Genomic DNA, 17,338 nt, shown 5'->3' with positions numbered 1-17,338 from the left:
CTCAGTGGCCGTGCTCGGCGCTGGCTTTGCCGAGTTCCGACTTCAGGACGAACGTGTTGGTCGCGGCGTACTTGTCGCCGGGCTTCATGCCCCCGAGGATTTCGACAGTGCGGCCGTCTGACCGACCGACCTTCACTGGCTTGGCGACGAAGCCTCCTGGGGTAGCCATGAAGAGCATCGGCTGCTCGTCGATGGTCTGAACGGCATCTGCGCTCACCGTCAGCGGAACGTCCTGGTCCTCTCCGAGAACGGCGACCGTCACAAACAGTCCGGGGCGCCATGCCCCCTTCGGATTGGTCAATGTCACACGCGCTCTTGCAGTGCGGGTTTGTTCGCCGAGGAGTGCGCCCACGTATGCGATGGTGCCTTCGACCTTGCTGTCGAATGCTGTCGACGAGACGATGACCCGTTGGCCGACGCGGACCGCTGCCAGGTCTTTCGGCGCGACCGCGAACTCAGCCCATACCGTGCCCAGGTCCGATACCGTGAAGATGCTCGCGTCTTCCTTGACGGCTTCGCCCAGGCTCAGATGCTTCTCGACAACGGTGCCGGAGAAGGGCGCGCGAATTTCGAAGCGATTGAGGCCCGTGGACGAACCCGTCGCACCGACTGCCGCCAGTTTCTGCGATGCGTTCTGGACGGCAATCTCCGCCTCCTGCAGCGAGCTTTGCGCCTGCTGGTAGTCCTGCTGGGCGGAAATCTTGTCTTCCCAGAGCTTCTTCTCGCGCTCGTAAGTCGATTTCGCGAGGTCGCGACGCTTCTGCGCGGTCAGGAGTTCGCTGCGCTGCTCCGACAAGGACGTGCTCGCGACGACTGCCAGCACCTGTCCCTTTTGAACCAGCTGTCCGAGATTGGCGTTCACGGACTCGGCGACGCCGGCGAGGCGCGGGACGACGTGTGTGGTTCGGTCTTCGTTGAAGCGGATTTCGCCTTGGAACTGAGCAGCGGCTTGGAGCTTTGCCGGACCTGCGGCTTGCACTGTGATGCCGGAGCCCTTGAGTTGCTCCTCCGTCAGTTTGACCTGACGCTCCTCGTGCTGTTCCTTCTCGCCCTCTTTGTGGCCGCCCTTCGGTTCTGCTTTGGCCTCGTGGCCGTGTTCGTCCTTCTCGCCTTCCTTGTGGGCGGCTTTGCCGTCGGCGGCGTGCTGATCCTTGTCGCTGTGGCCAGCCTCAGAGTGCTCGGCCTCTTCGCCGCCCGATTTCGCGCGCTCCGACAGGAGTACGGCGCCACCGCCCAAGAGGCCGACGAGCACGATGACCGCCATCGCGATGCGTTGTTTGTTGCTGATTGCCATGATGTGTGGTGTGTTCGATTACCGACCGAGCAAGCGGTCGATGGCCGTGGCGGCCTGATTGGAGGTCGACAGCGCGGTCAGATAGCGCGCGCGGGCCTGGAGAAGGGAGCGCTGGGCGTCGATGACATCGAGAAAGCCGAACTTGCCCGCCTCGAAGCCTCTGGTGGCGGCGTCGTACGCCTGCTGCGCTGCAGGTAGTACGGTCGACTTCAGCGTCCGTGCTGAAGCGCTGGCGACATTCAGTTGGCTCGACGCCTGTTGCAACTCGGTGAGGACGCGGATGCGTGCGGCCTGGTGCTCGTCATTGGCCTTCTCGGCCCGCTTCAGGGCTTCGTAGGTCGCGCCTTGGTTCCGGTCGAAGAACGGCAACGGTATGGAAATGCCGACGATGGCTTGCGTGCGGCCGAGTTCGTTGTCGCGCTTCGCGCCGACGCTCACGGTCAGGTCGGGTACGCCTTTGCTGCGTTCGACATCGACAAGCGCTCGGCGCCGGTCCACCTCGATGCGACTTGTCAGCAGTCCCGGCGAAGCGTCGAGCTCCCGTGCGAGTTCGGAGGCAGGTGCTCTAGTGGGCATCAATTCGATGTCGCCTTGCACGGCACCGAACTGTGGCTCGGGGTCGCCCCAGAGCGCGGCAAGCGTCTGCCTGGCGCCTTGCAATTCGGCCGTCGCCTCGGCTGCTTCCAACTGCGCGTTGGCTTGGTCGACCCGAGCGCGAGTCTCGTCCACGGGCGACACCTTCCCAGCGGTCACCCGCTTACCGATGGCGTCGGCGCCGCGAGCCGCCAGGTCAGCGGAATTGGAGGTGAGCGCGACCCGTTCCTGAGCGACGAGGACGCTGAAGAAGGCGCGGACGACATCGGCGCGCAGGCCGCCTCGAACGTTGCTGAGTTCGGCTTGTGCCAATTCACGCCCCCTGTCGGCAGCGCTGACACGAGCGGCACGCTTTCCGCCGAGCTCGATGGGGAAGTCGACCGTTGCCGTGGTCGTGCGGGTTGCTCGCTGCGTGTCCTCGACCGAGGCGTTCAGCTCGGGATTTCGCCAGGCACCTGCTTGGCGAACAGCCCCGTCATTGGCATCAACCTCGCGCTGTGCTGCGATGACGGTGAAGCTCTTGGAGGCGGCGAGCGCCTGGGCTTGTTCGAGGGTAAGGACCGACGTGGGCTGGGCCTGCGCCGAAGAGAGGAAGAAAGGGCTGAGCAATATCGCCGCCAGCCCGAGCGGCAGCACGTGTTTTCGCATCGAATCTCACAAGGTTGAAACCAGGGATTCGGCGAAACGTCAGGACAGTTGGAGTTGTTTGAACGTCTCGCCGGTCAGACGAGACGAAGCCACTGAGGGCGGTCGGGCGCTCGAGCGAGCGCCGATGAAAAAGGTGGCGAGGCCACGACCTGTGCCGATAGCGACGTGGCTTCGAAGTCGCACCCGTCGAGCTGGGTCGGAATTGCAGCCGAGGCACTGGCATGGCACGACGCGCAGTCGGAGTCCGCCATCAGCTTGCTGTCGGAAGCCTTCTTCACCTCGCCCTTGTGAGCGTGGAAGTGGTGGCCGAAGTGCTTGCTCTGCTGTTCGGTGGTTTCGTGCTGGCAATACGCCGAAGCCGCTGACCAGGCGAACTGGAGCGGCAACAACATGGCAACGAAGATGAGGAACGTGCGGAGCATCGGTCGGCAGTATAGATGCGGGTTTACGCGGAGGTCTCGGGAGAGGGCGCCTCTTCAGGCCGCTTTTCGCAGCAGCCGAAGGCCGTTGAAGACCACCAGCAAACTGGCGCCCATGTCGGCGAACACGGCCATCCACATCGTGGCGTTGCCGAAGATGGCGAGCGTGAGGAAGACGGCTTTGATGCCGAGCGCCAGCGCGATGTTCTGCCAGAGAACGGCGTACACGCGCTTGGACAGTCGGATGGTCTCGGGCACGCGACGGAGGTCATCGTTCATGATGAGCACGTCGGCCGCTTCCATCGCGGTGTCTGTTCCGGCACCACCCATGGCAATGGACACGTTGGCCGTTGAGAGTGCCGGCGCATCATTCAAGCCATCGCCGACCATGCCAACCGCCTGCCCGGAAGCGGCAAGGGCCTTGATAGCCTCGACCTTGCCCTGCGGCAGCAAATTCGCGCGGACGTCAGTGATGCCAACCTGGGCTGCAATCGCCTTGGCCGTTGCCTCGTTGTCACCGGTCAGCATCACGGAGGCGACGCCCATTCGGAGCAACTCAGCGACCGCGTCCTTCGACGAGGCCTTGGCAGTGTCTGCCACGGCGAACAGCGCAAGCACCCCTTGCGAGTTCGCCAGAACGGTGATGGTGCGCCCCAGAACTTCATGCTCCTGCATTCGCGCTTCAAGGTCGGCGGAGCACTGCTTGCGGTCTTCAATCCAGCGATGGTTTCCGAGGACGTAGTCGTGCCCGTCGATGGCGCCTTGGACTCCGCGGCCAAGCTCGGCAGCGAAGCGCTCCACCACCAACGCTTCGCCATCCAGCCCGGCCGCAATGGCTTTGGACACCGGATGGTCAGAGCGCGCAGCAAGACTGTGCGCGATGCGCAGGACCATGGCTTCAGGTACAGCATCGGTCAGAACGACCTGAGCAACCAGCTTGGGCTTGCCCTCGGTGATGGTCCCGGTCTTGTCCATCGCGATGGTCTTTAGCTTGCGGGCCTCTTCGAGGTAGACGCCGCCCTTGATGAGAGTGCCGCGTCGCGCGGCTGCAGCCAGACCGCTGACGACCGTGACCGGGGTCGAGATGACGAGAGCACACGGGCAGGCGATGACCAGCAAAACCAGCGCCTTGTAGATGGCGGCCATCCAGGCCCAACCAAAGAGCAGCGGCGCGCCGACCGCGACGGCCAGCGCCAGCACGAAGACCGCTGGTGTGTAGACGGCGGCGAAGCGGTCGACCAGGCGCTGGGTCGGAGCACGTTTGCCTTGCGCTTCCTCGACCGCGTGGATGATGCGGGCGAGCACGGTGTCACTGGCCGGTGCCGTGACCTCGAACTCGAGCGAACCGTTCTGGTTGATGGTGCCTGCGAAGACCTCGTCTCCAGGGCCTTTGTCGACGGGGACGCTCTCGCCGGTCACGGGCGATTGGTCGATGGCGCCTTGGCCGGTCTTCACCCGTCCGTCGAGCGCCAGGCGCTCACCCGGGCGCACGCGAACAATGGCACTGACTGCGACGCTTGTGGCCTGGACCGTCGCCCAGGTGCCATCGGCCTGCAAGACCTCCGCCTCCTGCGGCGACAGTGCGAGCAGGCCACTGATAGCGTTGCGTGCACGGTCGACGGCTCGGGCTTCAATGAGCTCTGCCAATGAGTACAACGCCATCACCATTGCGGCCTCGGGCCATTGGCCGATGACGAAGGCGCCGGCGACCGCGACCGACATCAGCGCATTGATGTTGAGCTGACCTCGCAGCAGCGCAGAGACGCCCTTGCGGAACACGGACGTGCCCGCGAGTGCAATTGCTCCCGCAGCGACGCCCATCCCGACAGCATTCCAAACCGTCGTTTCCGGAGCGAAGAAGTTGATGAGCTCGGCAAGCACCGCAACCACCAACGCTCCGACCAGACGCAGGAACTCTGCTCGCTGTGCGCGAGCCCCTTCTTCGGGCGTCACCGGCGCAGAAAGGGTCTCCGTCTTGAAACCTGCAGCATTGATAGCGCCAATGATGTCGGGCCAGGCCGCAGGGGGCGCCTCGACCGCAAGTGCTCGGCCGGGCAAGTCGAAACTCAGGCGGCGTATGGTCGCGATGCCTTCAAGAGCGGCGCGAATTTGGCCCTCTTCCGCTGGGCAGTCCATGGACGGGACCCGGAGTTGGAGTGCTCCGGTGGAAGCGGGCAGGGTGGCCTGCAGCTCCTTCACTGAAACCGAAGAGCCACACGAGGTCGAAGCACAACAACTGTCCGTCGATGCCACGGCGGGATTGAGCGGATGCGCGTGTTCGTGCCCGTGGTCATGGGCGTCGTGTTGGTGCCCGGCAAGGGCCTTCTGGGTGTTTGGCATGGGTACTTGTTCGAGTGCTGTGGGTATTTGAATACCTGTAGCTACTACAGAGTCAAGTGCCTACACTCATGACCCTGTCACCGTGGAGATTCCATGAAAATTGGCGAGCTTGCCGTCGAGTCGTCCACCCCCATCGAGACCATCCGCTACTACGAGCGGGAGGGCTTGCTGCCTGCGCCTGCGCGTACGCAGGGCAACTTTCGGGTCTACGACGCTTCGCACAAGGAGCGACTTCTGTTTGTCCGGTTCTGCCGCGGGCTCGACATGTCTCTTGACGAGGTTCGGGTGTTGCTGCGGTTCAAGGACGCGCCAGCTGAAGACTGCGGCGACGTCGACGCGCTTCTGGACGAACACATCGGGCATGTGTCGACGCGCATCCGTGAGCTGCGAGCGCTGGAGAAACAACTCAAGGAACTCCGTGCGCGCTGTGGCGTATCGCAATCCGCTGACAAGTGCGGCATCCTCTCGGGAATGACCCGCGCCGCACAAAACCCCCCGGAGTCCAAGCGGGCAAAGGGACACCTCCGCTCCGTCCACTCGACATGAGCCTGCCTCACGCTTTGCGAGCCCGAGCGCTAGACTGAAGAGGTTGTCGCGCCTGGCGTTGCGGAGAAGATTCAGCCTCCCAGTTCGTCGAATACGTCGATGCCCGAGCGGCAAGCACCAAGACCAAGGGCGCGAACTACGCGTTGCTGGTGCACAAGCAGTCGGGTGCGTTCCAACACTTTCCGACAGGAGCGAGTCAGTTTCTCGGCGTTGCCTTTGGACCTTCGTCTACGGCTCGTTCGAACCCGGAAAGTCCGTGACGCCGAGCAGATGGTCCAGTTCCTCCTCGGACACGACCCGCCCCGACAAGACGTCCAGCAGACCAGCAATGGCGGCTTCAGCCAGAACGCGTTCGGCGTACGCTTGGTCGAGAGGGTTGACGTCTGTCATCTGCCGCGGGATGGGCAGGCCGGACCGTAGGCTAGCAAACGCGAGGCCATCTGGCGGCGGCTTGGCTGTTCTGTCTGGAGTTGACACGGTTCTGCCAATTGACAGTTGGATGTCGAATACCGCCGGGGGAAACGCAACATGGCCAGCCCGCCAATCGCAACGGACCTCAGCTGCTGCCGAGGGAGCCGAAACGCAACGCATCCAACTAACGCATTCCGACAGCCGCCTGTCAATTGACATCAGCTTGTCGGTTCTGGTCTCAGCGGTTGTCATGTCCGCAGCGGAGCAGCACGGCTGTGCTGGCCATCCTGCCGACTGACCCGAGGTCCTGGACGGAAGCGCTAGTGCATTCCGTGCCCGCCAATGCCCTTGCCAGCAAGGTGCGCAGCTAGGAACGAAACTGCCGCTGCAATGGCGATTCGCCGCAGCCACAGCATCCACGTCGGGAGCGCGTACGGGGCTTGCTCATCAGCTGACCGCTTACCAGCAGCAATCGCACCAGCCTCCGTGAGTCCTCGCGGCTTGTAGACCGCGAGCACGACCGTCAGCAGCAGTACGCCCAGCGCCACCGCCGAGTCGGCAATGAGCTGCACGCGCAAGTCTTGCATTGCTTCTCCAACGAGGCCTCCCTGGACCGCAGCAGCGGCGAGCCGCGTCGTCGGCAGCATGTGGAGGAGCAACACAGCCGAGCATGGGATGGTGATGAGCAGTTTCACCAAAACCCAGTAGTGTTTCGTGAGGCCCCAGGGCGTACCCAGCGCCTGAATCACGCCGGTTGCCGGCGAAGCCAGGCTAAGCGGGATGACGACGAACCAGCAAATGAGGCTCATTGCGAGGTATGCCGCCTGCACTGTCTGCGTCTGGGTGCTCGTGAAGCCCGCAATGGCGAGAACGAGGAAGCAGGCTACGCCACCCATCCACGCGACTGAGGACGTGACATGGGTCGCCAGAACGAACTTCCGTGCGCTGGATGTCAGACGGTACATGGTCGTCTCCAGCCCGTGACCGGACGGGCTCCGCACCCAGAGCTTACTTCGAATGGGAAGCGGACCGTATTGGCAAGGAACGCTTCCGGCCCTGCAACTCGTACTGCACCAGCGCAGCGGCCCATGCCAACGGCTGCAGTGCGAGCAACCACCTGAAATCAGAGTGCAGCGCGAGGTTCACCGCGCTCATCAGCACCAGCGTCAGGGCTCCGACCAAGGCCAGCACCAGCGTCGCACCCCTGGGCCTCGACGGCATCACGGTCCAACCGAAGTAGACGACAAGCACGCCGGCTCCGGCCATGAAGCCACCCATGACGGTGAACACCTTGCCCAGCCAGTCGCCCAGGTGCGGCGCGACGGCCTGCAGGGCTTGCAGGTCCGCGCCCATGTAGCGCACGTCTTCCGGCAGCAGTGCCGGGCGGACGAAGATGAAGTACAGGCCCAGACCCATGAGCCAGACGCCGCAGGCGGCGATGAGCCACTCCGCCAGACCGCGACGACAGAGGCCCTGAATCATGGCTACTGCAGCTTCAACGCACGAAGCCGAAGTGCATTGCCAATCACGCTGACCGACGACAACGCCATTGCCGCGGCTGCAACGACCGGTGACAGCAAGAGCCCGAAGAACGGATAGAGCACCCCGGCAGCGAGCGGGATGCCGGCCACGTTGTAGACGAAACTTAGCGCGAGGTTCTGGCGGATATTCCGCATCGTCGCTTGCGACAAGGTCCTCGCTCGGACGATGCCCATGAGGTCACCCTTGAGCAGCGTGATGCCTGCACTTTCCATCGCAACGTCGGTGCCAGTGCCCATTGCGATGCCCACCGTGGCTGCTGCAAGTGCCGGCGAATCGTTGACGCCATCACCACCCATGGCGACGACCCGTCCCTCTTTCATCAATCGCTGCACCACCGCGACCTTGTCTTCAGGGAACACCTCGGCAACGACCTCGTCGATGCCAAGCTGCTTGCCAACTGCCTCGGCAGTCGTCTTTCCATCGCCCGTCAGCATGACGATGCGGATGCCCGCATCCTTCAATGCCTGAAGCGCCTGCGGCGTCGTGGCCTTGATGGGGTCGGCGATGGCGACGAAGCCGGCGAGCTTGCCGTCGACGCCGACAAAGATGACGGTTGCTGCCTTGGCGCGTTGCTCCTCCGCCGATTGGTTCAGCGATGCCGAGTCGACGCCTTCCTCGGCCAGGAACTTCGCGCTACCGGAGACGACCCGCTGCCCGTCGACGGTGCCGACCACGCCCTTGCCAACGGGTGAGTCGAAGTCGGTGACGGCCGACAGGTTCAGCTTGCCCTCCTGCGCGGCGTTGACGATTGCCATGGCCAAAGGATGTTCGCTGGCCCGCTCCACGCTCGCGAGCTTCTGCAGCACGTCGTCCTTGCTGAAACCTGGGCCTGGTTCGATGTGTACAACCTTCGGCCGGCCTTCAGTCAACGTCCCGGTCTTGTCGAGCACCAGCGTGTCGACCTTCTCCATGCGCTCGAGCGCTTCGGCGTCGCGAATCAGCACGCCATGCTGAGCCCCCTTGCCGACACCGACCATGATGGACATCGGCGTGGCTAGGCCGAGCGCACAGGGACAGGCAATGATGAGGACGGCCACCGCCGTGATGAGCGCGTAGCTGAATGCCGGCGACGGTCCCCAGACCAGCCACACCACGAACGTGAGAACCGCAATCAGGATGACGACCGGCACGAACCAACCGGCCACCTGGTCGGCCATCCTTTGAATGGGCGCGCGGCTGCGCTGCGCCGCCGCCACCATGTGGACGATTTGCGAGAGCAGGGTGTCCGCGCCGACCTTCTCGGCGCGCATTACGAAGCCCCCGGTCTGATTGAGCGTTCCCGCGGTCACTTTGGAGCCAATGGTCTTCGCGACTGGAATGGGTTCGCCGGTGACCATCGACTCGTCGACGTTGCCCTTGCCGTCGGTGAGTTCACCGTCGACCGGCACCTTCTCGCCGGGACGCACGCGCAGGAGGTCGCTGACCTGAATGGCATCGACCTGAACGGTTTCGTCAGCGCCGTCGTCCTTCACCTTGACCGCCGTCTTCGGCGCCAGGCCGAGAAGGGCCTTGATGGCTCCCGACGTCTTCTCGCGTGCTCGAAGTTCGAGCACCTGGCCCAGCAGCACGAGCACCGTGATGACCGCGGCGGCCTCGAAGTAGATGGCGACGGCACCATCGGCCATGCGCAGGTTTGCAGGGAATAGCTGCGGCGCCACTGTTCCGACGATGCTGTAGAGCCAGGCCGCGCCCGTGCCCAAGGCAATGAGCGAGAACATGTTCAAACTTCGGTTCTTGACCGATGCCACAGCACGCACGAAGAACGGCCAACCTGCCCACAGCACGACGGTTGTTCCCAGCAGCAACTGCACCCAGTTGGACGTCTGCTGAGCGATGAGGTGGTGAATGTTGAAAAGGTGACCGCCCATCTCCAGCGCGAAGACCGGGACCGTCAACGCAGTCCCAATCCAGAAGCGCTTGGTCATGTCGCGCAGCTCAGGGCTTTCGCCTTGGTCGGCAGTGGCCAGCACCGGCTCGAGCGTCATGCCACAGATGGGGCAGTTGCCCGGACCCATCTGTCGCACCTGCGGATGCATCGGGCAGGTGTATTCGACCTGGCTTTGGTCGCCCTTGGGCATGGGCTTCGTCGCTGCCGGCAGGTGAGCTGCATGGCTGTGGTCGTGATGAGCGCCGCCCATCACCGTTCCGTCCGGCATCACATGTGTGCCGCGATGCGCGTGGTCGTGAGATGTTTTCGTATTGCTTTGCATGGCGCTCTCCAGTTCTTGTTGGCAGTTTGAACCTTCCCTTGGTCGGAAGGTCAAGCGGAGCGCTATCGAGAGGCCAGGCCGACAACCATCCAAAGTCCGAGCGCCGCCAGACAGGCCCAACACAGCCAGAAGAGAACGCGCTCCCACCAGAGGGGCGTTCCTTCGCGGCCTTCGAGCCTGTACTTCAGCGTCATGCCCAGCCCGTGGACGAGAAGCCCTGCGACAAGCAAAGGAACAGCGTAGGCCTGAAGGGCGGTTGGCGCAACCAGCGCCAGGCCCGCGCCCAGAACGATGGCACCGAGCCCAGAGGCGAGGTCAGCACCCTTAGTGGCTGTTGACCGGCCGTGCACGGTCATCCTTCGAGAAGTGCGGGATGAACCGAGGCGTTACGGCCGCGTAGGCTCGCCATGCGTCCCCAAAGGCCTGCTCGGAGTCTCGTTCCTCCGAGATGGCCAGGCGCACGTACATCACCACGAGCACCGGGAACATCGCCAAGGTCAGCAGCGTCGGCCACTGCAGCAGGAAGCCGAACATGATGGCGACGAAACCGATGTATTGCGGGTGTCCCACGAGTCGGTAGGGGCCTGCGGTCGCGAGCTGGTGTCGCCTTTGGGCGTGATAGAGCACGTGCCAAGCCTTCGAGAGCAGCATGAAGCCGGCAAACAGGACGACGACGCTCAGGATGTGGAGGACATCGAGGTGAGGATTGCCGTGCTGCCCCGTCACGAGCCACCACAGGTGGCCGGCTTCATGGCCAAACAGGTTGACGCCAGGAAACTTCGAACTCAACCAGCCCGAGAAGAGGTAGATGGTCAGCGGGAAGCCATACATCTCCGCGAAAAGCGCCACGATGAAGGCCGAGTACGCGCTGAAGCTGCGCCAGTCGCGAAGGGTGGTCGGCTTGAAGAAGCTGTAGGCGAACCCGACGAAGATGACCGAGTTCAGTATCACCAGCCCCCAGAGGCCATAGGCGTTGTCAGCGACGTTCATCGTTGCCTCGCTCGCTGTGGCCGTGGCCGCCATGGTGGTGACCGTGGTGCATGAAGACGTGCATCAGCGGGCATGCCAGCAGGAACGCAAACGGCAAGACGCCCAGCACGTGGGCGCGGTGCTCCGTGAACAGCAGGAAGCCGCCAACCGCGACGACGACGAGGAGTGCAATTCCCGCGCGCGAGCGCCAGAACGGTGGGGGTTCGTGGTCGGTCATGTCCATGTCGATGCTCCAGTCGGGCGCAGCGCTACTTGGTCGCCGGGGGCTTCGTCCCCTCGCGGTCCATCATCATCTGCATCATCATTTCCATCATGTCCATGCGGCGCTTCATCATTTCCGGGTCCATGCGCATCTCGCCTTTGCCGCTTTCCATCCCTTTGCCGCCCATCATTCCACCGTGCATCTGACCCACCATGCCCATGCCGTCCTGCATGGTCTTCATGTGGTCCTTCATCATTGCGGCGCGCTCCTCAGGCGTCTTCGCGGCGGCCATCTTCTGATGCATCTCCTGCATCATCTTCATCTGCTCGTCGTAGCCAGTGGGCGCCGGGGTGGCAAGGGTCCCGGCCGGATGGTGCGCCGCATGTTCGTCGGCCTCCTTGGATGAGCTGCCTGGCAAGGACGAACAACCAGCCAACAAGGTCAGGGCTACAGCGCTGAGTACGAGCTTCATCTTCTTCTCCGGGTGCATTGTGAGAAGAATGAGCGCTGCCGGACGGCATGCCTTTGACGTGCATCAAGGGACGCATCGGGCCAAGGCAATGAGTGCGGCCGGTTGGCGGGCTGACCAACCAGCCGCAGGCTCTTGCCACTCAGCCGCAGCAGCATCCCTTCCTCGGAGCTGCTTGTGCCGACTGGGGCACTTCGCCCGCGAGAGCGACCGGCGTGAACCCTGCCGTCTTGATGGCGTCGCCCAGAACCGCCACCGTCGAGGCGGTCGGTTCAATCTGCACGCGGTGGGAGGCCAGGTCGACCTGGACCTTGGCGCCCGGGTCGACGAACGCTACCGCTTTGGTGATGGCGCTGACACAGTGACCGCAGGTCATGTCGTTGACTTCGAAGGTGACCATTTAGCTCTCCAGTTGGTTTTCGACAAAGCAACTTTCGACCTTCCCATCTTGGGAAGGTCAAGCGTTGTCGACGCGATGGGCCACGAACGTGGTTTTGCCTTGACCTTGCCATAGTGGGAAGGTCTAGACTGCCCATAGCGCAAGCGCCCCCAAGGAACAAGGTCATGATGAACATCGGCGAAGCAGCGAGTACGTCCGGCGTGTCAGCGAAGATGATTCGGCACTACGAAGAGCTGGGCTTGTTGCCAGAAGCACGGCGTACGGAGTCCGGGTACCGTCAGTACCAGCAGGCGGATGTGCACACTCTTCGTTTCATCCGGCACTCGCGCGACCTCGGCTTCTCGCTTTCAGAAATCGCGGAACTCGTGAGCCTGTGGCAAAACCGTAGGCGGCCGAGTCGGCAGGTCAAGGCCCTGGCCGAGGCACACATCAAGGAACTCGAACAGAAGGCGGCGGAAATTCTGGCGATGAAGTCCGCGCTCGAGCACCTCGTTCACTGCTGCCACGGGGACGACCGACCGGAATGCCCCATCTTGGATGGCTTGGCGGCGGAGGGTGGCGCGACCGACGACGCTCCGTCGAAACGAAGGGTTCCGGTCGCACCGCGCCGTCCGGCCCATTGAATGCGGGGCTAAGTGCGCGGCGCTATACGACTGCAACTTCCGCTGACCTGCGCGCACAACGCAACTGCCCGATAATCGTCGAACGTGAAACACCTCCGCATCATCATCCTGGTCCTGCTATCCGTCCTGCTCCCCATCCGGGGCGCGGTGGCGGCGACCATGCTGTGCCCGGACGGTGAGGGCACGGGCACTGCGACTGTGGTCGCTGGGCACGACGACCACGACATGCAAACTGACCATCAGATGCATGCGGACCACGCGTCGGCGCACCATCACGCGAGCCAAGAGGCGCCGAACTCAGACACACCCTCGGGCGACCACCCCGCCACGTGCCATTTCTGCGCGAGCGGTTGCTGCATGGCTTCCATTGTCGGCGCGGTGCCGTCCCTCGGTGAGCCCAATCTGACCTCCTCCGTCATCTTCCCCGCGCTAACCGCGCGCATCCCTGCCTTCCATTCGGACGGCCAGGAACGTCCTCCACGAACCATCTGACCCAAGCAGGCCTCCGCTGAGAGGCCGAACCGGGCTCGTGCGGCCATCGCACGGGAAATCCGCCGTTGGCATCGCGCCAGCGGTGCGTCAGATGAGTTCGAACAATGAAAATCAACCTACCAGCGTGGGGCTTCGCCCTTGCCGCGTGCGCACCCCTTCTGGCTGCCGCACAACCGGCCAACACCGAGTCGCCGAAGCCGACTCCGCAGCTGCCCTACCAGTCCGCCTTCGCTGACTACAAGCCTTGGCAGGACACCAAACCGGGCAACTGGAAGTCGATGAATGACGCTGTCGGCAAGTCCGGTGGTCACGCCATGGCCATGCCCATGGGCGGTGCATCCGCACCGGCACCAGCCGCCTCGAAGCCAGCGAAGGCCGACCACAGCGGGCATCAAATGCCGATGCCGGGAGGCAAGAAGTGAGGCGCCTGACGGTAGTGGCTGCTACCGCACTGTTCCTGACCGGCTGCGCCTCGTTCTCGGAAGACGGCGGGTTCGGCAAGGTCTCAGAGCTGACCAAGGAGCGCACCGGGCAGTCGGCCAACTGGCAACGCAGCGCCGGCGAGACCGACACAGCGAACGCGCGCTTGGCCGAGCTGTTGAAGCAGCCTTTGAACGCCGACAGCGTGGTGCAAATCGCGCTCCTGAACAACCGCGACCTGCAGGCCAGCTATGCCGAACTCGGCATCGCCGAGTCCGACTTGGTACGTTCTGGTCGGCTCGCGAACCCTTCGTTCAGTTTTGGTCGCCTGAGCGGGAATGGAATTGTCGAAATTGACCGCGCCTTACTGTTCGACGTGCTGGGGCTGCTCACCATGCCCCTTGCCAAGCAGGTCGAGCAGCGCCGTTTCGAGCAGTCGCAGTTGCAGGCGGCTTTCGAGACCGTGGGAGTCGCCAGCGAGGCGCGTAAGGCCTTCTTCGAGGCGGTGACGGTGCAGCAACTGGTCGGTTACTACGGGCAGGTGAAGGAAGCTGCAGATGCCTCCAATGAACTGGCGAAACGGATGGCCGCCGCCGGCAACTTCAACAAGCTGGCACAGATGCGGGAGCAGTCGTTCTACTCGGATGCTACGGCGCAGCTGGCCAGGGCGCAGCATCAGGCGCTGGCCGCCCGTGAGCGCTTGACGCGGGCTCTCGCGCTGACTGGGGACCAGCTCGGGTTCACGCTTCCTGAGCGGTTACCGGACCTGCCTGCCGCACCGGCTGAACCGAAGGATGCGGAACAGACCGCAATGGACAAGCGTCTTGACGTCCTCATGGCCAAACGTGCCACCGAGTCCACGGCGAAGTCGCTCGGCCTGACCCAGACCACTCGGTTCATCAACGTCCTGCACGCGGGCTATCAGAACAAGAGCTCCACGGGCGAGCAGCGCAGCAACGGCTACGAAATCGAGCTCGAGTTGCCGCTCTTTGACTTCGGTTCTGCGCGAATGGCCCGCGCCGAAGCCACGTACATGCAGTCGGTGAACCGCACGGCACAGGTCGCCATCAATGCCCGCTCCGAAGTGCGCGAGTCGTACTCCGCGTACAGGACCGCCTACGACCTGGCCAGGCACTACCGCGACGAGGTCGTACCGCTGCGCAAACGCATCGCCGACGAGAACCTGCTTCGCTACAACGGGATGCTCGCGAGCGTCTTCGAACTCCTAGCGGATTCCAAGGACCAGATTGCCAGCGTCACCGGCGCTGTCGAGGCACTGCGTGACTACTGGGTGGCCGAGACGAATCTGCAGTCGGCTCTCACGGGCCGCTCGCCCGGCTCCACGCCGGGCATGGGTCCCAGCACTGCTGCAGCTTCTGCGCAGCCTGCCCACTGAAGGAAAAGAACAATGACCAATCGCAGAACATTTTTCAGGGCCGCCGGCGCGACCATGCTGGGAGCCGCCGCAGTCAGCCGCGCAGGCGCAGCCCTTTTGCCCGAAGCGGTGATGCAGTCGTCAGCGGAGATGCAACTGCCGCCGCTCCCTCCGAACGGCCGCCCGTATCAACCCATCGTCACGCTCAACGGCTGGTCCCTGCCATGGCGCATGAAGGACAACGTCAAGGAGTTCCACCTTGTGGCCGAGCCTGCGGTGCGCGAAATCGCCCCGGGCATGAAAGCCAATCTCTGGGGCTACAACGGTCAGAGCCCAGGCCCGACCATCGAAGCGGTCGAAGGCGACCGCATCCGCATCTTCGTCACGAACAAGTTGCCGGAGGTCACCAGCGTGCACTGGCACGGTGTGCTGTTGCCCTCGGGCATGGACGGCGTCACCGGGCTGACCCAGCCGCCCATCGCGGTCGGCAAGACCTTCATGTACGAGTTCGTGCTGCAGCGTTCGGGCACCTTCATGTACCACCCGCATGCCGACGAGATGACGCAGATGGCGATGGGGATGATGGGACTGTTCATCGTGCACCCCAAGGACCCGAAGCAGTTCAAGGTCGACCGCGACTTCGGCTTCATCCTCAACGCCTACGACATCGAGCCAGGCAGCGCGACGCCGAAGGTGAACACGATGCTCGACTTCAACCTGTGGACGTGGAACAGCCGGGCTTTCCCGGGTATCGACCCGTTCGTTGCACGCACGGGCGAGCGTGTACGCATCCGGGTGGGCAACCTGACGATGACCAACCATCCCATCCACATGCACGGCCCCCACTTCGAAGTGACCGGCACCGATGGAGGTTGGGTGCCCAGGAGCGCGCGCTGGCCGGAGGTCACCACCGACATCGCCGTGGGTCAGATGCGCGCCTTCGAGTTCGACGCGCTCGCGGGCGACTGGGCCATCCATTGCCACAAGTCTCACCACACGATGAACGCGATGGGCCATTCGGTCCCAACCATGATTGGCGTGGACCACCGCGACGTCGCGAAGAAGATTTCGAAGCTGGTGCCGGACTACATGGTCATGGGCGACAAGGGCATGCACGACATGGCCGAGATGGAGATGCCCATCCCTGACAACACTCTGCCGATGATGACCGGCTCAGGGCCATTCGGCCCGGTCGGGATGGGCGGCATGTTCAGCGTCGTCAAGGTCCGCGACGACATCAAGCGCGGCGACTTCAAAGACCCAGGCCCGTACAAGCACCCCGCCGGCACGCTCGCCAGCGAGTACACGGCCGAGATGCCGGAGACGGTCAGAGCGCCGGCCCCGAAGGCCGATTCCAAAACCCTGCAAGTTCGCAAACCCACCGGCCACGAAGGCCACTGAAGGAACAATCCATGAAGAAATTGAACGCACTGACCTCCGCCGTTCTCGCGCTTGGCATGAGCGCCGCGTTTGCGCATGGCGACGAAGAACACGCTGCTGCTCGCAAGTTCGACGCGAGCAAGGTCGAGGCAACCGACTTCGGACAGGAAGGCAATCCGAAGAAGGTCACGAAGACCATCAAGGTAGACATGAGCGACGCCATGCGCTTCACGCCATCGGACGTGACCGTCAAGCGCGGCGAGACGGTGAAGTTCGTCGTGCACAACGACGGCAAGGTCTTGCACGAGATGGTGCTTGGCACAAAGGAAGCCATCAAGGAACACGCTGAACTGATGAAGGAGTTTCCGGAGATGGAGCACGCCGACGCCAACATGGCCCACGTGAAGCCGGGTAAGGCCGGCGAAATCGTCTGGCAGTTCACCAAGCCGGGGGAGTTCCAGTTTGCGTGTCTGCAGCCTGGCCACTTCGAGGCTGGCATGGTAGGAAAGGTGGTTGTGAAATGAAGCGCCGCCACTTCCTGACCACTCTGACCGCGAGTGCTGCAGTTACCGCACTGCCGGCCCTCGCTGTGACAGCCTTGCCTTTGGTCGAAGTGTTCAAGAGGCCCACGTGTGGCTGCTGCGGCGCCTGGGTGGACCACTTGAAGGCCGCCGGCTTCCCTGTGAAGGTGACCGAGGTCGGCGATACCACGGTCACCCGCAAACGCTACGGGCTCAAGGACAAATTCGGCAGTTGCCACACGGGCATCGTCAGTGGCTACGTCGTCGAGGGCCATGTACCTGCAGCAGAGGTCAAGCGCCTGCTCGCAACCAAGCCGGCGGCCATCGGCCTTTCCGTGCCCGGCATGCCCGTTGGCTCGCCCGGCATGGAGTACGGCGACCGCGAAGACCCGTTCGACGTTTTTCTCATCGACAAGAGCGGTCGTTCGACCGTCTTCGCCCACTACCCCAAATCCTGAAGGA

General features: G+C 63.5%; 20 protein-coding genes. 8 read left to right on the top strand and 12 right to left on the bottom strand.

The features are described from left to right. Position 1 precedes the first annotated feature (1 nt). From ASC76_RS19900 to ASC76_RS19885, 4 genes are all read right to left on the bottom strand, one after another. Positions 2 to 1,294, bottom strand: a complete 1,293-nt coding sequence (locus ASC76_RS19900; RefSeq protein ID WP_056470394.1) for an efflux RND transporter periplasmic adaptor subunit — start codon at positions 1,292 to 1,294, stop codon at positions 2 to 4. A gap of 18 nt (positions 1,295 to 1,312) precedes the next feature. Continuing rightward, positions 1,313 to 2,536 carry a TolC family protein gene (locus ASC76_RS19895; RefSeq protein WP_056470390.1) on the bottom strand — a complete coding sequence of 408 codons (1,224 nt, stop codon included), beginning with the start codon at positions 2,534 to 2,536 and terminating at the stop codon, positions 1,313 to 1,315. A gap of 74 nt (positions 2,537 to 2,610) precedes the next feature. Next, positions 2,611 to 2,958 (bottom strand): cation efflux protein, CzcI family, encoded by a 348-nt coding sequence (gene czcI / locus ASC76_RS19890; RefSeq protein ID WP_056470387.1) that lies wholly within the window; start codon positions 2,956 to 2,958, stop codon positions 2,611 to 2,613. 54 nt (positions 2,959 to 3,012) lie between these two features. Then, positions 3,013 to 5,295, bottom strand: coding sequence for a cation-translocating P-type ATPase (locus ASC76_RS19885; protein WP_056470384.1), 2,283 nt, complete (start codon positions 5,293 to 5,295; stop codon positions 3,013 to 3,015). A 93-nt stretch (positions 5,296 to 5,388) separates the two neighbouring features. Here ASC76_RS19885 and cadR point away from each other — a divergent pair, with 93 nt between their 5' ends. After that, positions 5,389 to 5,841 (top strand): Cd(II)/Pb(II)-responsive transcriptional regulator, encoded by a 453-nt coding sequence (gene cadR, locus ASC76_RS19880; protein ID WP_056470382.1) that lies wholly within the window; start codon positions 5,389 to 5,391, stop codon positions 5,839 to 5,841. Between the two features lie 228 nt (positions 5,842 to 6,069). Here the strand turns inward: cadR and ASC76_RS25570 are convergent, their stop codons facing one another. From ASC76_RS25570 to ASC76_RS19840, 8 genes are all read right to left on the bottom strand, one after another. Next, positions 6,070 to 6,231, bottom strand: a complete 162-nt coding sequence (locus tag ASC76_RS25570) for a hypothetical protein (protein ID WP_157615875.1) — start codon at positions 6,229 to 6,231, stop codon at positions 6,070 to 6,072. A gap of 341 nt (positions 6,232 to 6,572) precedes the next feature. Next, complete coding sequence (locus tag ASC76_RS19875) at positions 6,573 to 7,217, bottom strand: hypothetical protein (protein ID WP_200947181.1); 645 nt, start codon at positions 7,215 to 7,217, stop codon at positions 6,573 to 6,575. Positions 7,218 to 7,260: 43 nt separating this feature from the next. Next, positions 7,261 to 7,734 carry a hypothetical protein gene (locus tag ASC76_RS19870; RefSeq protein ID WP_056470380.1) on the bottom strand — a complete coding sequence of 158 codons (474 nt, stop codon included), beginning with the start codon at positions 7,732 to 7,734 and terminating at the stop codon, positions 7,261 to 7,263. A gap of 2 nt (positions 7,735 to 7,736) precedes the next feature. After that, positions 7,737 to 9,950, bottom strand: a complete 2,214-nt coding sequence (locus ASC76_RS19865; RefSeq protein WP_056470377.1) for a copper-translocating P-type ATPase — start codon at positions 9,948 to 9,950, stop codon at positions 7,737 to 7,739. 378 nt (positions 9,951 to 10,328) lie between these two features. Next, a complete protein-coding gene (locus ASC76_RS19855) occupies positions 10,329 to 10,994 on the bottom strand; it encodes an isoprenylcysteine carboxylmethyltransferase family protein (RefSeq protein WP_056470371.1) in 666 nt (221 codons plus the stop codon). After that, positions 10,981 to 11,217, bottom strand: coding sequence for a DUF2933 domain-containing protein (locus ASC76_RS19850; protein ID WP_056470368.1), 237 nt, complete (start codon positions 11,215 to 11,217; stop codon positions 10,981 to 10,983). The genes ASC76_RS19855 and ASC76_RS19850 overlap by 14 nt, the downstream gene beginning before the upstream one ends. A gap of 25 nt (positions 11,218 to 11,242) precedes the next feature. Next, positions 11,243 to 11,668, bottom strand: coding sequence for a hypothetical protein (locus ASC76_RS19845; RefSeq protein ID WP_056471196.1), 426 nt, complete (start codon positions 11,666 to 11,668; stop codon positions 11,243 to 11,245). A 139-nt stretch (positions 11,669 to 11,807) separates the two neighbouring features. Then, entirely contained in the window at positions 11,808 to 12,065 is a 258-nt protein-coding gene (locus tag ASC76_RS19840; protein ID WP_056470365.1) for a heavy-metal-associated domain-containing protein, read from the bottom strand. 167 nt (positions 12,066 to 12,232) lie between these two features. On the opposite strand from ASC76_RS19840, the gene cueR reads away from it, so the two are divergent. The 7 genes from cueR (at position 12,233) to ASC76_RS19810 (ending at position 17,334) form a co-directional block, all read left to right on the top strand. Further along, positions 12,233 to 12,688 carry a Cu(I)-responsive transcriptional regulator gene (gene cueR, locus ASC76_RS19835; protein WP_056471193.1) on the top strand — a complete coding sequence of 152 codons (456 nt, stop codon included), beginning with the start codon at positions 12,233 to 12,235 and terminating at the stop codon, positions 12,686 to 12,688. Between the two features lie 84 nt (positions 12,689 to 12,772). Beyond that, complete coding sequence (locus ASC76_RS19830) at positions 12,773 to 13,180, top strand: hypothetical protein (protein ID WP_056470361.1); 408 nt, start codon at positions 12,773 to 12,775, stop codon at positions 13,178 to 13,180. 104 nt (positions 13,181 to 13,284) lie between these two features. Further along, on the top strand, positions 13,285 to 13,602 hold the full coding sequence (locus ASC76_RS25565) for a hypothetical protein (protein WP_157615873.1): 318 nt from the start codon (positions 13,285 to 13,287) through the stop codon (positions 13,600 to 13,602). Then, positions 13,599 to 14,996 (top strand): TolC family protein, encoded by a 1,398-nt coding sequence (locus ASC76_RS19825; protein ID WP_056470358.1) that lies wholly within the window; start codon positions 13,599 to 13,601, stop codon positions 14,994 to 14,996. Before ASC76_RS25565 ends, ASC76_RS19825 begins: the two co-directional genes overlap by 4 nt. A gap of 12 nt (positions 14,997 to 15,008) precedes the next feature. Further along, on the top strand, positions 15,009 to 16,376 hold the full coding sequence (locus ASC76_RS19820) for a multicopper oxidase family protein (RefSeq protein ID WP_056470355.1): 1,368 nt from the start codon (positions 15,009 to 15,011) through the stop codon (positions 16,374 to 16,376). A gap of 11 nt (positions 16,377 to 16,387) precedes the next feature. Beyond that, positions 16,388 to 16,879 (top strand): plastocyanin/azurin family copper-binding protein, encoded by a 492-nt coding sequence (locus ASC76_RS19815; RefSeq protein WP_200947180.1) that lies wholly within the window; start codon positions 16,388 to 16,390, stop codon positions 16,877 to 16,879. After that, positions 16,876 to 17,334 (top strand): DUF411 domain-containing protein, encoded by a 459-nt coding sequence (locus ASC76_RS19810; protein ID WP_056470350.1) that lies wholly within the window; start codon positions 16,876 to 16,878, stop codon positions 17,332 to 17,334. Before ASC76_RS19815 ends, ASC76_RS19810 begins: the two co-directional genes overlap by 4 nt. The last annotated feature ends 4 nt before the right edge of the window (positions 17,335 to 17,338 follow it).

It is taken from the genome of Rhizobacter sp. Root404 (assembly GCF_001425865.1).
Taxonomy (GTDB): Bacteria; Pseudomonadota; Gammaproteobacteria; order Burkholderiales; family Burkholderiaceae_C; genus LMDS01.
This window is presented reverse-complemented; position numbering and strand designations above follow the sequence as displayed.

Coding starts and splice junctions, on each gene's coding strand:
- ASC76_RS19900 (WP_056470394.1), bottom strand. CDS start 1,294: ATGGCAATCAGCAACAAACAACGCATCGCGATGGCGGTCATCGTGCTC.
- ASC76_RS19895 (WP_056470390.1), bottom strand. CDS start 2,536: ATGCGAAAACACGTGCTGCCGCTCGGGCTGGCGGCGATATTGCTCAGC.
- czcI (WP_056470387.1), bottom strand. CDS start 2,958: ATGCTCCGCACGTTCCTCATCTTCGTTGCCATGTTGTTGCCGCTCCAG.
- ASC76_RS19885 (WP_056470384.1), bottom strand. CDS start 5,295: ATGCCAAACACCCAGAAGGCCCTTGCCGGGCACCAACACGACGCCCAT.
- cadR (WP_056470382.1), top strand. CDS start 5,389: ATGAAAATTGGCGAGCTTGCCGTCGAGTCGTCCACCCCCATCGAGACC.
- ASC76_RS25570 (WP_157615875.1), bottom strand. CDS start 6,231: ATGACAGACGTCAACCCTCTCGACCAAGCGTACGCCGAACGCGTTCTG.
- ASC76_RS19875 (WP_200947181.1), bottom strand. CDS start 7,217: ATGTACCGTCTGACATCCAGCGCACGGAAGTTCGTTCTGGCGACCCAT.
- ASC76_RS19870 (WP_056470380.1), bottom strand. CDS start 7,734: ATGATTCAGGGCCTCTGTCGTCGCGGTCTGGCGGAGTGGCTCATCGCC.
- ASC76_RS19865 (WP_056470377.1), bottom strand. CDS start 9,950: ATGCCGGACGGAACGGTGATGGGCGGCGCTCATCACGACCACAGCCAT.
- ASC76_RS19855 (WP_056470371.1), bottom strand. CDS start 10,994: ATGAACGTCGCTGACAACGCCTATGGCCTCTGGGGGCTGGTGATACTG.
- ASC76_RS19850 (WP_056470368.1), bottom strand. CDS start 11,217: ATGGACATGACCGACCACGAACCCCCACCGTTCTGGCGCTCGCGCGCG.
- ASC76_RS19845 (WP_056471196.1), bottom strand. CDS start 11,668: ATGAAGCTCGTACTCAGCGCTGTAGCCCTGACCTTGTTGGCTGGTTGT.
- ASC76_RS19840 (WP_056470365.1), bottom strand. CDS start 12,065: ATGGTCACCTTCGAAGTCAACGACATGACCTGCGGTCACTGTGTCAGC.
- cueR (WP_056471193.1), top strand. CDS start 12,233: ATGAACATCGGCGAAGCAGCGAGTACGTCCGGCGTGTCAGCGAAGATG.
- ASC76_RS25565 (WP_157615873.1), top strand. CDS start 13,285: ATGAAAATCAACCTACCAGCGTGGGGCTTCGCCCTTGCCGCGTGCGCA.
- ASC76_RS19820 (WP_056470355.1), top strand. CDS start 15,009: ATGACCAATCGCAGAACATTTTTCAGGGCCGCCGGCGCGACCATGCTG.
- ASC76_RS19815 (WP_200947180.1), top strand. CDS start 16,388: ATGAAGAAATTGAACGCACTGACCTCCGCCGTTCTCGCGCTTGGCATG.
- ASC76_RS19810 (WP_056470350.1), top strand. CDS start 16,876: ATGAAGCGCCGCCACTTCCTGACCACTCTGACCGCGAGTGCTGCAGTT.